General features: G+C 65.7%; 13 protein-coding genes. 10 read left to right on the forward strand and 3 right to left on the reverse strand.

The features are described 5' to 3' along the window. Nucleotides 1–294, reverse strand: coding sequence for a DUF4164 domain-containing protein (locus LJD17_RS17590; protein ID WP_227385511.1), 294 nt, complete (start codon nucleotides 292–294; stop codon nucleotides 1–3). Nucleotides 295–541: 247 nt separating this feature from the next. On the opposite strand from LJD17_RS17590, the gene tkt reads away from it, so the two are divergent. The 9 genes from tkt to LJD17_RS17635 all read left to right on the forward strand — a co-directional run bounded on the left by tkt (nucleotide 542) and on the right by LJD17_RS17635 (nucleotide 10,490). Further along, entirely contained in the window at nucleotides 542–2,476 is a 1,935-nt protein-coding gene (gene tkt, locus LJD17_RS17595) for a transketolase (protein ID WP_406600839.1), read from the forward strand. Between the two features lie 43 nt (nucleotides 2,477–2,519). Further along, on the forward strand, nucleotides 2,520–3,527 hold the full coding sequence (gene gap / locus LJD17_RS17600) for a type I glyceraldehyde-3-phosphate dehydrogenase (RefSeq protein WP_227385513.1): 1,008 nt from the start codon (nucleotides 2,520–2,522) through the stop codon (nucleotides 3,525–3,527). A gap of 11 nt (nucleotides 3,528–3,538) precedes the next feature. After that, entirely contained in the window at nucleotides 3,539–4,729 is a 1,191-nt protein-coding gene (locus LJD17_RS17605; RefSeq protein WP_227385514.1) for a phosphoglycerate kinase, read from the forward strand. A gap of 53 nt (nucleotides 4,730–4,782) precedes the next feature. After that, nucleotides 4,783–5,871: a class II fructose-bisphosphate aldolase gene (gene fba / locus LJD17_RS17610; protein WP_227385515.1), complete on the forward strand. Its 1,089-nt coding sequence runs from the start codon at nucleotides 4,783–4,785 to the stop codon at nucleotides 5,869–5,871. A gap of 102 nt (nucleotides 5,872–5,973) precedes the next feature. Then, nucleotides 5,974–6,624 (forward strand): thiamine phosphate synthase, encoded by a 651-nt coding sequence (locus tag LJD17_RS17615; protein WP_227385516.1) that lies wholly within the window; start codon nucleotides 5,974–5,976, stop codon nucleotides 6,622–6,624. Beyond that, complete coding sequence (locus tag LJD17_RS17620; protein WP_227385517.1) at nucleotides 6,624–7,520, forward strand: tetratricopeptide repeat protein; 897 nt, start codon at nucleotides 6,624–6,626, stop codon at nucleotides 7,518–7,520. The genes LJD17_RS17615 and LJD17_RS17620 overlap by 1 nt, the downstream gene beginning before the upstream one ends. A gap of 78 nt (nucleotides 7,521–7,598) precedes the next feature. Further along, nucleotides 7,599–8,393 carry an inositol monophosphatase family protein gene (locus LJD17_RS17625; RefSeq protein ID WP_227385518.1) on the forward strand — a complete coding sequence of 265 codons (795 nt, stop codon included), beginning with the start codon at nucleotides 7,599–7,601 and terminating at the stop codon, nucleotides 8,391–8,393. 103 nt (nucleotides 8,394–8,496) lie between these two features. After that, on the forward strand, nucleotides 8,497–9,462 hold the full coding sequence (locus LJD17_RS17630) for a flagellar motor protein MotA (RefSeq protein WP_227385519.1): 966 nt from the start codon (nucleotides 8,497–8,499) through the stop codon (nucleotides 9,460–9,462). After that, nucleotides 9,462–10,490, forward strand: coding sequence for a peptidoglycan -binding protein (locus LJD17_RS17635; RefSeq protein ID WP_227385520.1), 1,029 nt, complete (start codon nucleotides 9,462–9,464; stop codon nucleotides 10,488–10,490). Before LJD17_RS17630 ends, LJD17_RS17635 begins: the two co-directional genes overlap by 1 nt. A gap of 36 nt (nucleotides 10,491–10,526) precedes the next feature. Here LJD17_RS17635 and LJD17_RS17640 read toward each other — a convergent pair whose 3' ends face one another. After that, complete coding sequence (locus tag LJD17_RS17640; protein ID WP_227385521.1) at nucleotides 10,527–10,709, reverse strand: DUF3606 domain-containing protein; 183 nt, start codon at nucleotides 10,707–10,709, stop codon at nucleotides 10,527–10,529. Nucleotides 10,710–10,793: 84 nt separating this feature from the next. After that, a complete protein-coding gene (locus tag LJD17_RS17645) occupies nucleotides 10,794–12,593 on the reverse strand; it encodes an ABC transporter transmembrane domain-containing protein (RefSeq protein ID WP_227385522.1) in 1,800 nt (599 codons plus the stop codon). A 156-nt stretch (nucleotides 12,594–12,749) separates the two neighbouring features. Between LJD17_RS17645 and rpmE the strand changes: the two genes are divergently transcribed. Beyond that, nucleotides 12,750–12,986, forward strand: coding sequence for a 50S ribosomal protein L31 (gene rpmE, locus LJD17_RS17650; protein WP_227385523.1), 237 nt, complete (start codon nucleotides 12,750–12,752; stop codon nucleotides 12,984–12,986). Nucleotides 12,987–13,009: the final 23 nt, after the last annotated feature.

Genomic DNA, 13,009 nt, shown 5'->3' on the forward strand with positions numbered 1-13,009 from the left:
TCAGGTTTCCTCGGGCGCGAGTTGCCCGGCCTGCACCAGGACGGACTGGATCGCTCCGATCGCCTGCCGCACGCGCTGGCTCACATCGTCCGTCGCCGCTTCGAACCGGTGCAGCCGGGTGAGCGCCCCATCGAGTTCGACCGCAAGGCGAGCCCTGTCGTCCTGCATGAGCTGGAGCTCCGTTTCGAGATCCCCCCGCCGCTTCTCCATGTCCAGACGGCGCTGCACGGAAGCCTCGAGGAGACCCACGGCCACGTCGAGCCGTTTGAGCGCATCGTCCAGAATGGCGGTCATCTGTCCTCCGGGAATCGTTGACGACACTACGGCCCCCGCCGCCCACCGGCAACGGGCAATGGGGGATTTCAGACCCTTGAGCCTTTGACTCGCCCCTCCCCCGTGTTAAGGAGCCCACGCTCTTTTCGATAGGCTTTGGCCCCCAAGGGCCCGCCGTCAGGATTTTGTGGATCAAGCCGTGCCCAATACCGTTTCCGCCGATCGTGTCACCCACTCCGATCTGGCGAACGCCGTTCGCGTTCTCGCCATGGATGCCGTGGAGCAAGCCAAGTCCGGGCATCCCGGATTGCCCATGGGCGCCGCCGATATGGCGACGGTCCTGTTCACGAAGTTCCTGAAATACGATGCCACGGATCCCACATGGCCCGACCGGGACCGCTTCGTGCTGTCCGCCGGCCACGGCTCCATGCTGCTCTACGCCCTGCTGCACCTCACCGGCGTGAAGGGCATGACCATCGACGAGCTCAAGCGCTTCCGCCAGCTCGACTCGAAGACGCCGGGCCATCCCGAGAACTTCATGACCCCGGGCGTCGAGACCACGACCGGCCCCCTCGGCCAGGGCATCGCGACAGCGGTCGGCATGGCGCTGGCCGAGCGCATGCTCAACGCGGAATACGGCGACGACCTCGTCGATCACCGCACCTACGTGCTGGCCTCCGACGGCGACCTTATGGAGGGCATCAGCCAGGAGGCCATTGCGCTCGCGGGCCACCTGAAGCTGAACCGCCTCATCGTCCTCTTCGACGACAACGGCATCTCCATCGACGGCCCCCTGTCGCTGTCCGACTCCGTCGATCAGGTAAAGCGCTTCGAGGCCGCCGGCTGGCGTGCCGTGCGGGTCGACGGGCATGACGAGAAGGCCCTGGCCCGGGCGCTGTCCCGCGCCCAGAAGTCCGACCGCCCGACGCTGATCGCATGCCGCACCACCATCGGGTTCGGCGCGCCCAAGAAAGCCGGCACCTCGAAGGCCCATGGAGAACCCTTGGGCGCGGAGGAACTCGCGGGAGCCAAGAAGGCTCTCGGCTGGAACCATGCTCCGTTCGAGATCCCCGAGAATATCCGTGATGCCTGGGCAAAGGCCGGCAAAAGAGGACGCCGCCTGCGCAAGGCATGGACCGACCGTCTGAAGGCCGTTCCGGGCGAAAGGCGCGGAGAGTTCGAGCGCCGGGTCAAGGGCGTGCGCCCGCAAGGGTTGGCGGACGCGGTCGCCAGGCTGAAGGAGCGCCTCGCGGCCGAGCCGCAGAATGTCGCGACCCGCAAGGCCAGCGAGATTGCCCTTGAGGTGATCACCGAGGCGGTGCCCGAGCTGGTCCTGGGGTCGGCGGACCTGACGCCGTCCAACAACACGAAGACCAAGAACCTGTCGGCCATTTCTCCGGGCCAATATGCTGGACGCTACATCCATTACGGCATCCGCGAGCACGGCATGGCGGCGGCGATGAACGGCATCGCCCTCCATGGCGGCCTCGTGCCGGCGGGGGCGACCTTCCTGGTCTTCACCGACTACGCCCGTCCGGCCATGCGCATCGCGGCCCTTGCCGGAATTCCGGTGGTCTACGTGATGACCCACGATTCCATCGGCCTCGGCGAGGACGGCCCGACCCACCAGCCGGTGGAGCATCTGGCCGCCCTGCGCTCCATGCCGAAGATGCGCGTCTTCCGTCCCGCCGACGCGGTCGAGACGGCGGAAGCCTGGCAGCTGGCGCTGGAGCGGACGGATGGACCGACCCTGATGGCCCTCACCCGCCAGAACCTGCCTCAGGTCCGCAAGGACGCAGGCCGGGAGAACCTGTCGGCGACCGGCGCCTATGAGCTGTCTCCGGCTCAAGGCAAGGCGCGGGCGACGATCTTCGCCTCCGGCAGCGAGGTCGAGATCGCTCTTGCGGCCCAGAAAATTCTGTCTGAACAAAGCTTCGCCGTACGCGTTGTCTCGGTGCCCTCGCTCGACCTCTTCCTCGCTCAACCCGAGAAAGTCCGCGCCCGCATCATCGGCGACGCGCCGGTCAAGGTCGCGGTCGAGGCAGCCGTCCGCTTCGGCTGGGACGCGGTGATCGGTCCGGACGGCATCTTCGTCGGCATGCACGGCTTCGGAGCCAGCGGGCCGTACAAGGACCTCTACAAGCACTTCGGCATCACCGCCGAGGCGGTTGCCGAGCAGGTCCTGAGAACACACAATCTGTGAGGCTTCAGTACATTCAAGCCCATCGCATAAGGGAGCTAAGGCTATGACGGTGAAGGTCGCGATCAACGGGTTCGGTCGCATCGGACGCAACATCCTCCGCGGCATCGTGGAGAGCGGCCGCAAGGATATCGAGGTGGTTGCCATCAACGATCTCGGTCCGGTCGAGACGAACGCTCACCTGCTCCGCTTCGACTCCGTGCACGGCCGCTTCCCGGCGGACGTCTCGGTGGATGGGGACTTCCTGGTCATCAACGGCCGGAAGATCAAGGTCACGGCGATCAAGGATCCGGCGACCCTTCCGCACAAGGAACTCGGCGTCGATATCGCAATGGAATGCACGGGCATCTTCACCTCGAAGGAGAAGGCCTCCGCGCACCTGACCGCCGGCGCCAAGCGCGTCATCGTGTCGGCTCCGGCCGACGGCGCCGATCTGACCGTCGTGTACGGCGTCAACCATGACAAGCTGACCAAGGACCACGTCGTCATCTCCAACGCCTCCTGCACCACGAACTGCCTCGCGCCGGTCGCCAAGGTGCTGCACGATGCGGTCGGCATCGAGAAGGGGTTCATGACGACGATCCATTCCTACACGAATGATCAGCCCACCCTCGATCAGATGCACAAGGACCTGTACCGCGCCCGCGCGGCGGCCCTGAACATGATCCCGACCTCGACCGGCGCCGCCAAGGCGGTGGGCCTGGTTCTGCCCGAGCTCAACGGCAAGCTCGACGGCTCCTCGATCCGCGTCCCGACCCCGAACGTTTCCGTGGTCGACTTCAAGTTCGTCGCCAAGAAGACGACCACGAAGGAAGAGATCAACGAGGCGATCAAGCGCGCGGCCGAGCAGGAGCTGAAGGGCGTCCTCGGCTATACGAACCAGCCCAACGTTTCGTCGGACTTCAACCACGATCCCCATTCCTCCGTGTTCCACCTGGATCAGACCAAGGTGATGGAGGGCAATTTCGTCCGCGTCCTGTCGTGGTACGACAATGAGTGGGGCTTCTCGAACCGGATGGCGGACACCGCCGTTGCCTTGGCGAAGCTCATCTGAGGGAGGCTTTCATGACCGCCTTCCGCACCCTCGATCAGGCTGACGTCAAAGGAAAACGCGTTCTCGTCCGGGTGGACCTCAACGTCCCCATGGAGAACGGCAGAGTGACGGATGCGACGCGCATCGAGCGCGTCCTTCCGACCATCCAGGAAATCGCCGAGAAAGGCGGGCGGGTCATCCTGCTCGCCCATTTCGGAAGGCCGAAAGGCCGCGACGCCAAGGACTCCCTGAAGCCGGTTGCGGAGGCGCTCGCACAGCACCTCGATAAACCCGTCGCGTTCGCCGATGATTGCATCGGCGAACCGGCCGCCCAGGCCGTTTCGGCTCTCAAGGACGGCGAGGTTCTGCTCCTGGAAAACACCCGCTTCCATGCGGGCGAGGAGAAGAACGACAAGGATTTCGTCGCGGAGCTGGCCAAGCTCGGCGATCTTTACGTGAACGACGCGTTCTCGGCCGCGCACCGCGCCCATGCGTCGACGGAGGGCCTCGCCCATGTGCTGCCGGCCTATGCGGGACGCACGATGCAGGCGGAACTCGATGCCCTGACCAAGGGCCTCGAGGCTCCGCAGCGGCCCCTCGTGGCCATTGTCGGCGGAGCCAAGGTCTCCAGCAAGATCGATCTGCTCGAAAATCTCGTTCAGAAGGTCGACGCCCTGGTGATCGGCGGCGGGATGGCCAACACCTTCCTGCACGCCACGGGCCTTACCGTCGGCAAGTCCCTGGCCGAGAAGGAGCTGGCGGCCACGGCGATGCGCATCATCGAAAAGGCCCGCGATGCCAACTGCGCCATCATTCTGCCGGTCGACGGCGTCTGCGCCTATGAGTTCAAGGCAGGCGCTCACAACCAGACCTACGGCATCGACGCGATCCCGGAGGATCAGATGATCCTCGATGTGGGCTCCCAGTCGGTGGAACGGGTCAACGCGGCGATCAACGACGCCAAGACGCTGGTCTGGAACGGCCCGCTCGGCGCCTTCGAGATCGCTCCCTTCGACCAGGGCACGGTCGCGGCGGCCCGCCATGCCGCCGCGCGGACAAAGGAAGGCAAGCTCGTCTCGGTGGCGGGCGGCGGCGATACGGTGGCGGCCCTCAACCACGCTGGCGTTGCCGAAAGCTTCACCTATGTATCAACGGCAGGCGGTGCTTTTCTCGAGTGGCTCGAAGGAAAGTCGCTGCCGGGTGTTGAAGCTCTGAGAGCTTAAGCCACGGTTCAGTTTCGGCGCGCTTGAGTAGCGCGCCCAATCAGGAGGAAGAGATGGCGCGCATTACCTTGAGGCAGCTTCTGGATCACGCCGCCGAGCATGATTACGGCGTGCCTGCCTTCAACATCAACAACATGGAGCAGGCGCTGGCCATCATGGCGGCGGCCAGCGAGGTGGATGCGCCCGTCATCATCCAGGCCAGCCGCGGCGCGCGCTCCTATGCCAACGACGTCATGCTCAAGCACATGATGGACGCGCTGACGGAGATCTATCCGCAGAACCCGATCTGCGTGCACCTCGATCACGGCAACGAGCCCGCCACCTGCATGACGGCGATCCAGGCCGGATTCACCTCGGTGATGATGGACGGCTCGCTGAAAGCGGACGGCAAGACCCCGGGCGACTGGGACTACAATGTCGGCGTCACCCGGAAAGTGGTCGAGATGGCTCATCTCGGCGGCATCTCGGTGGAGGGCGAGCTCGGCGTGCTCGGATCGCTGGAGAGCGGCATGGGCGAGGCCGAGGACGGCCACGGAGCGGAGGGCAAGCTGTCCCACGACCAGCTCCTGACCAATCCGGACGAGGCGGTGAAGTTCGTGGCCGAGACCAAGGTCGACGCCCTCGCCATCGCCATGGGCACCTCGCACGGCGCCTACAAGTTCACCCGCAAGCCGGACGGCGACATCCTCGCGATGCATGTCATCGAAGAGATCCACCGCAAGCTTCCGAACACCCATCTGGTGATGCACGGCTCCTCGTCGGTGCCGCAGGATCTTCAGGACATCATCAACCAGTATGGCGGCCAGATGAAGCCGACCTGGGGTGTGCCGGTGGAGGAAATCCAGCGCGGCATCAAGCACGGCGTGCGCAAGATCAACATCGACACCGACAACCGCATGGCGATGACCGGTCAGATCCGCAAGATTCTCACGGAGAATCCTGGCGAATTCGACCCGCGCAAATATCTGAAGCCCGCCATGGAGGCGATGACCAAGCTCTGCAAGCAGCGCCTCGAGGAGTTCAACACCGCCGGTCAGGCCTCCAAGATCAAGCGGGTCTTCACCCTCGCCGAGATGGCCAAGCGCTACGCGTCGGGCGAACTCGACCCGACCTTCAGCGCGAGCCGGCAGGCCGCCGAGTAGGTCATCAGGCTTTCGCCTCAATCCCATCGCAGAACGGGGCCTCGCAAGATGGCCCCGTTTTCGTTATGGGGATGTCTGGACCTTCTGAAGAATCCGAGAACCATGGCAGAGCCCTCCGCCCGTCTTTACCTCGTCACTCCCCTCCTGACGGACGCCTCCCTTGCGCCGCGCCTGGCGGAAGCCTGCGCCGGCGGCCAGGTGGCGGCCGTGCTGCTGCGCCTCGGCTCCGCCGACGAGCGCAGCCTCATCAACCAGGTGAAGGCCCTTGTACCTTCCGTTCAGGAAGCCGAGGCGGCCGCCGTCATCGCCGTTGAGGGCGAGGCGGACCTCGCGGCGATCGCGGCGCGCGGCGGGGCGGACGGCATTCACCTGTCAGGCAGCAGCGGCCGCATCAAGGAGCTGCGGGACCGTCTGAAGACCGAACGGGCCATCGGCGTCGGCGGGCTCCGGACCAAGGACGACGCCATGACCATGGGCGAAGCCGGGGTCGATTACCTGATGTTCGGGGAGCCGCGACCGGACGGGTCCCTGCCGTCCCTCGACACCGTGGTCGAACGGGCATCCTGGTGGGCCGAAATTTTTGAAACCCCTTGCGTGGTCTTTGCCCCCACCATGGAAGCCGTGACGACCCTTGCGGGCACCGGAGCCGAGTTCATCGCCCTCGGGGATGTCGTCTGGTCCCACCCGGAGGGGCCCGGCAAGGCCGTCGCGGAGGCCGCGACGCTGATCACGGCGCAGGAGGCCTTGTCCTGATGCGTATCGCCCTGTGCCTCGCGGCCCTGCTGATCGGCGGGTCGGCGACGATGGCCCATGCGGAACCCGATCTCGCCTTTGGGGCGTATCAGCGGGGGCAGTATCTCTTGGCCTTTCGTGAAGCGACGTTGCGGGTCGAGAAGAACAAGAACGACGCTCCCGCCATGACCCTGCTGGGGGAACTCTACAATCAGGGACTCGGCGTTCCCTTGAGCCCCGAGAAGGCGGCGGATTGGTATCGCCTCGCCGCGGAGCGCGGGGATGCCCATGCCCTCGCCTCCCTCGGGCTGATGGCTCTCGACGGGCGCGGCATGAAGAAGGACCCGGCTCAGGCGCGGACATGGCTTGAACAGGCCGCCGCCAAGGACGAGCCGGTGGCATCCTACAATCTCGCCCTGATGCTTCTGACGACCGGCAGCGACGCCGAGCTGGCCAAAGCCGCGGCCTTGCTGCGGCAGGCCTCCGACGCGGAGGTTTCGGACGCCCAGCATGCCCTGGGGGTGCTCTATCTCCAGGGTCGCGGGGTAACGCGCGACGCGGCCCAGGCGGCGCATTATTTCGAGCGCGCCGCCCGCAACGGAAGCTCGATCGGCGAGGTCGAATACGCCATCCTGCTCTTCAACGGCGAGGGCATCACGAAAAACGAATCCAGGGCGGCCCGGTATTTCCGCAGCGCGGCCGCGAAAGGCAATGCGATTGCGCAGAACCGTCTCGCCCGCATGCTCGCGGCCGGCCGGGGCGTGCCTCAGAACAAGGTCGACGCGGCGGCTTGGCATCTTCTGGCTTCGGCACAGGGGCTGAAGGACCCTTGGCTCGACGACGCCCTGAAGGATATGACGGCCGACGAGAAGACCCGTGCCGAGAAGGTCGCGGCGGAGCGCCTCGGCGCCCGGTGAGCTGCAACCCTTGACCTTCGCTCCCACCCGTGGTCCATCCGGATCACATTCCCCCGCCCATTTCAGGACCGTCCGCCCATGATCCGCTCGCCTCTCATGACCGTCATGACCGATGCCGTAATGAAGGCGTCGCGCTCGCTCAAGCGCGACTTCGGCGAGGTGGAAAACCTGCAGGTGTCCCGCAAGGGCCCGGGCGATTTCGTTTCCGCCGCCGACCGCAAGGCCGAGAAGATCCTGCGCGAGGCTCTCGAAAAGGCCCGTCCCGATTACGGTTTCGTGATGGAGGAGAGCGGAGTCGTCGTAGGCAAGGATCAAAGCCACCGCTGGCATATCGATCCGCTCGACGGGACCACGAACTTCCTCCACGGCCTGCCCCATTTCGCGCTCTCGGTCGGCCTCGAGCGGGACGGCCAGGTGGTGGCGGGCGTGATCTACGATCCGGCCAAGGACGAGCTTTTCATCGCCGAGAAGGGCAAGGGCGCCTATCTCAACAACCGCCGCATTCGCGTCGCGGCCCGCAACGACATGGCGGACGCCGTGATCGCCTGCGGCCTGCCCCATATCGGCAAGGGCGACCACGGCCTGTTCCTGCGCGAATCATCCGTCGTGATGGGCTATGCGGGCGGCATGCGCCGCTGGGGTGCGGCTGCCCTCGACCTCGCCTACGTGGCTTGCGGCCGCCTCGACGCCTATTGGGAGCGCGGGCTGAATTCCTGGGACGTGTCGGCGGGCATTCTCATGATCCGCGAGGCCGGCGGCTTCATTTCCGACGCGGACGGCGGTCCCAATCCGCTTGCGACCGGAAGCGTGGCCTGCGGAAACGAAGTTCTGCATCGGGAGCTGCTCGCGCTCTTGAAGAAGTCAAAAAGCTGATATTTCTGTTCGTGGCACCAAGGGATTTTGCGGCAACGCTTGATCCTGCCACCCCGTCCGGTCACATTAGAACGGTCGAGAGGCCTCAGCGAGCAGGATCCAGATGGACGATCAGACCCTTACCCCACCGCGGATCTACCTTATCCGCATGGCGGTTTTCCTGATCCTGGCAGGGTTTGTCGCCTTCATCCTCTACAAACAGGTCTGGAACGCCTTCATGGCCAATCCGGGCCTCAACAGCCTGATCATCGGCGTGATGTTCATCGGCATCATCCTTGCCATCCGTCAGGTATGGCGCCTGTTTCCCGAGGTGCGCTGGGTCAACACCCTGCGCCAGACGGAAGAAGGGCTCATTCAGCCGACCACGCCGGTTCTCCTCGCGCCCCTTGCCGCCTTCATCAGCAACCGCTCCTCCCAGTCGCTGCTGTCCGTGGCCGCCACCCGTTCGCTTCTGGATTCGATCGGGGCGCGCCTCGACGAGAGCCGTGAGATCCTGCGCTATCTCGCGGGCCTGCTCGTCTTTCTCGGCCTGCTCGGCACGTTCTGGGGCCTCATCGATACGGTGGGCTCCGTCGGCCGCATCATTTCGTCCCTTCGCACCGGCCAGGATACGGCGGTGCTGTTCGACGAGCTGAAGAACTCCCTGGCCGGACCGCTCCAGGGCATGGGGCTGTCGTTTTCGGCCTCCCTGTTCGGCCTCGCCGGCTCCCTGGTGCTCGGCTTTCTCGACCTTCAGGCCGGGCAGGCGCAGAATCGCTTCTATACGGAGCTGGAGGACTGGCTCGCCACCTCCACCACCGACATACAGCCCGACTCGCCCTTGCGGACCGGCGCGATGCCCAACGACATCACCGTGGCACTCAACCGGCTGACCGCCGCGGTCAACGACGGTGCGAACGGACGGGCGTCGACCCAGGCCATGGCCAACCTGGCCGAGGGCGTCCAGGGTCTCGTGCAGCACATGCGCGCCGAGCAGCAGATGATCCGCGACTGGGTGGAAGCCCAGGCCGCCCGCGAGAAGGAACTCAAGCAGGTCCTGGACCGTCTCTCCCGCGAAAGGCTGCCCTGATGCCTGTCGCGAGCACAGGGGGGCGCCGCCGGAGCCGGCAGGGCCAGCTGAATTACTGGCCCGGCTTTGTCGATGCGCTGTCGACCCTGCTCCTGTCCATCGTCTTCCTGATCTCGGTTTTCATGGTCGGGCAGTTCTTCCTGTCCAGGGAATTGTCGAGCCGCGACACGGTTCTGGACCGCCTGAACCGCCAGATCGCCGAGCTGACGGACCTTTTGGCGCTCGAGAAATCGAGCCGCCGCACCAGCGAAGAAAACCTGACGGCTCTTCAGAGCACCCTCAGCGCCGCCGAGGCCGACCGGGCGCGGCTCCAAAGCCTGATCGAGAGCGGCGGCGACGTTCAGGCCAAGGCGGGCGAGCTCAACACGGCCCTGGAGGCCGAGCGCCAGGCAACCGGCCGGGCCTTGAGCCAGGTGGAGATCCTGAACCAGCAGATTGCCGCCATGCGCCGCCAACTCGCCGCCCTGGAGGAAGCCCTTGCGGCGTCCGAAAGCCGAGACAAAGAAAGTCAGGCGCGGATCGCCGACCTCGGCAGCCGCCTCAACGTGGCGCTCGCGCAGCGTGTCCAGGAGCTGGCCCGCTACCGCTCCGATTTCTTCGGGCGTCTCAGGCAGATCCTGGGGACCCGGCCCGACGTGCGGATCGTGGGCGACCGGTTCGTATTTCAGTCCGAGGTCCTGTTCCCGGCCGGCCAAGCCAATCTGAAGCCGGAAGCGTCCGATGAGATCGATCGGATCGCCAGCGCCCTCGTCGAGCTGCAAAGACAGATTCCGCCCGATATTCCCTGGGTGGTCCGCGTGGACGGCCATACGGACGCACGCCCGATCGCCACGTCGCAATTCCCGTCGAACTGGGCCCTCTCGGCGGCGCGTGCGATTGCGGTCGTCCAGGCCCTCGCGGCCCGGGGCGTCCATCCGCAACACCTGCTCGCGGCGGGCTTCGGGGAATACCAGCCGCTGGATCTCGGGACGACCGAGGAAGCCCATGCCCGCAATCGCCGGATCGAGCTGAAGCTGACGGAGCGCTAGCGGGTCCGGCTCACCGGCAGCTCAGTGGCGGCCGGCTCAGTGGTTCTTGCCCAGCGCCTTCGCGACATCGGCGACCTGAACGCCGACCCGCTTGACCGTGTCCATCAGCTCCTGCCGGGATACGCTCCACTTGTCGGTCCAGTAACGGACCTCCCAGTCCTCGTGGATATTGATCCGGGAGGCGTCCTGCGGGTGCCGTTTGTTCAGACTGTCAGCCATCCTGATCTCCTGACGCTGCATGGACCGGCGGGTGTGCCGGCGCCCATTATCAACTTCCGGAGCCAAGGTTCGGTTCGATTTCGCTCACTCGGCGGCTTGAGCTCGCCCGTGCTCGTCGGTGAATTGGAGGTGGGCCAGGCGCGCATAGAGCCCGCTGGCGGCCAGGAGGGTGTCGTGCGTGCCCTCCTCCACGATGCACCCTCCCTCCATGACCAGGATCCGGTCCGCGGAACGGACGGTGGCGAGGCGGTGGGCGATGACCAGGGTCGTCCGTCCTTGCATAAGCCGGTCGAGGGCGACCTGCACCTTCTTCTCGCTTTCCGCGTCCAGGGCCGAGGTCGCCTCGTCGAGAAGGAGGATCGGCGCGTCCTTCAGAATGGCCCGGGCAATGGCGAGACGCTGGCGCTGACCGCCGGACAAGGTCACGCCCCGCTCCCCGATCTGCGTCGCATAACCTTGCGGCAAGGCGCGGATGAATCCATCCGCGGAGGCAAGCTCGGCGGCGTGGCGAACCTCCTCCTCCGAGGCCTCCGGGCGGCCGTAGCGGATGTTGTCGAAAACGCTTGCGGCGAAAACGGTCGGCTCCTGCGGCACCAGGGCCATCCGCCGACGCAAGGCCAGGGGATCGGTGTCCTTGATCGGAATGCCGTCCACCAGAATGGTGCCCTGCTGCGGATCGTAGAAGCGCAGGAGCAGCTGAAGCACGGTACTTTTCCCGGCACCCGAAGGGCCGACCAGGGCGACCCGCTCGCCGGGAGCCATCCGGAACGTGAGGCCGTGCAGCGCCTGCTGCTCGGAACGGGTCGGATAGGCGAAATGCACGTTCTCGAACGCGACCGTCCCGAGAGACGGCTGCGGAAGCGCCTTTGGCGCGGGGGGCGCCTCGATCGCAGGCTTGGCGGCCAGGATTTCCCCGAGCCTCTCCGCCGCGCCGGCAGCCTGCGCCAGCTCTCCGTAGACCTCCGAGAGCTGCCCGAGGGAGCTGGCCGCGAAGACCGCATAAAGCACGAACTGGGAAAGCTGACCGGCCGTCATGGTCCCGGCCATCACGTCCTGGGCGCCGTACCACAGCACCCCAACCACACTGGCCGACACCAGGAACAAGCCGATTCCCGTCAGAAAAGCCCGCATGGTGGTCGACAAGCGGGCGGCATCGAAGGCTTCCTCCGCCGCCGAGGCGAAGTGCAGCGCGGTCTGACGCTCCATGCCGAAGGCCTGCATGGTCCGAACGGCTCCGATGGCCTCCGCCGCGTAGGCCGAGGCGTCGGCAAGCCGGTCCTGCGCCGCCCGTGAGCGCCGCCGCACGGCGCGGCCGGACACCACGAGAGGCAGAACGATGACCGGAATCGCGATCAGCACCAGGGCCGAGAGCTTCGGGCTCGTGACGATCATCAGGGCGACGGCCCCGAGAAACAGGAAGAGGTTTCGCAGGGCGATGGAGATGCTGGCCCCGAAAGCGGCCTTGACCTGGGTCGTATCGGCGGTGAGGCGGGATACGATCTCGCCGCTCTTGGTCTGGTCGAAGAAGGCCGGATCGAGGGAGGTCAGGTGCCTGAACACGGCCGAGCGCAGATCCGCCACCACGCGCTCGCCGAGGGTGATGACGAAGTAATACCGGGAAGCGCTTGCGAGGGCGAGGAGCCCGACCACCAGGATGAGGACGCCGAAATAAGCGTTGATGAGGCCCCTGCCCCCGTCGGTAAAGCCGAGATCGATGACCCGGCGGACCGCGACCGGCATGACCAGCGTCATCGCGGAGGCGAGGACGAGGGCGGCAAGAGCCGCCAGGATGCGCCCCTTGTAGGCGAGAGCGTAAGGGAGAAGAGGCCTGAGAGAACTCAAGGCGGCGTTGGAGCGTTGCGAACCGTCGGGATGAGAGGCCATATCACTGTCGTTTCGGGAGACGGGCGTTCAAAGGGCGAGAATCCCTGTCCCGACTTGTTTCAGGGTTCCAAGTAAGGTATAGGCCCGCAACCTTTCAAGACAGGCTCGATCATTAGGCTGCGGGCACACGCTGGCGGACCGCAAGAGGATATGGCAATGGCGCGCAAAGAAACCGACCACCCCGATTATCATTTCATCAAGGTCGTGATGACCAACGGCACCGAGTACACCACCCGGTCCACCTACGGCAAAGAGGGCGACACGCTCAACCTTGACATCGACCCGAACACCCATCCGGCCTGGACCGGCGGCCAGCAGCAGCTGCTCGACCGTGGCGGCCGCCTGTCGCGCTTCAACTCGAAGTTCGGCAATCTGTCGTTCGGCAAGAAGTAAGTCGTCTTCGGCTCTGCGGAGCT

The sequence above is a fragment of the Microvirga rosea genome, from assembly GCF_020595095.1.
Classification (GTDB): domain Bacteria; phylum Pseudomonadota; class Alphaproteobacteria; order Rhizobiales; family Beijerinckiaceae; genus Microvirga; species Microvirga rosea.

Coding starts and splice junctions, on each gene's coding strand:
- LJD17_RS17590 (WP_227385511.1), bottom strand. CDS start 294: ATGACCGCCATTCTGGACGATGCGCTCAAACGGCTCGACGTGGCCGTG.
- tkt (WP_406600839.1), top strand. CDS start 542: ATGGATGCCGTGGAGCAAGCCAAGTCCGGGCATCCCGGATTGCCCATG.
- gap (WP_227385513.1), top strand. CDS start 2,520: ATGACGGTGAAGGTCGCGATCAACGGGTTCGGTCGCATCGGACGCAAC.
- LJD17_RS17605 (WP_227385514.1), top strand. CDS start 3,539: ATGACCGCCTTCCGCACCCTCGATCAGGCTGACGTCAAAGGAAAACGC.
- fba (WP_227385515.1), top strand. CDS start 4,783: ATGGCGCGCATTACCTTGAGGCAGCTTCTGGATCACGCCGCCGAGCAT.
- LJD17_RS17615 (WP_227385516.1), top strand. CDS start 5,974: ATGGCAGAGCCCTCCGCCCGTCTTTACCTCGTCACTCCCCTCCTGACG.
- LJD17_RS17620 (WP_227385517.1), top strand. CDS start 6,624: ATGCGTATCGCCCTGTGCCTCGCGGCCCTGCTGATCGGCGGGTCGGCG.
- LJD17_RS17625 (WP_227385518.1), top strand. CDS start 7,599: ATGATCCGCTCGCCTCTCATGACCGTCATGACCGATGCCGTAATGAAG.
- LJD17_RS17630 (WP_227385519.1), top strand. CDS start 8,497: ATGGACGATCAGACCCTTACCCCACCGCGGATCTACCTTATCCGCATG.
- LJD17_RS17635 (WP_227385520.1), top strand. CDS start 9,462: ATGCCTGTCGCGAGCACAGGGGGGCGCCGCCGGAGCCGGCAGGGCCAG.
- LJD17_RS17640 (WP_227385521.1), bottom strand. CDS start 10,709: ATGGCTGACAGTCTGAACAAACGGCACCCGCAGGACGCCTCCCGGATC.
- LJD17_RS17645 (WP_227385522.1), bottom strand. CDS start 12,593: ATGGCCTCTCATCCCGACGGTTCGCAACGCTCCAACGCCGCCTTGAGT.
- rpmE (WP_227385523.1), top strand. CDS start 12,750: ATGGCGCGCAAAGAAACCGACCACCCCGATTATCATTTCATCAAGGTC.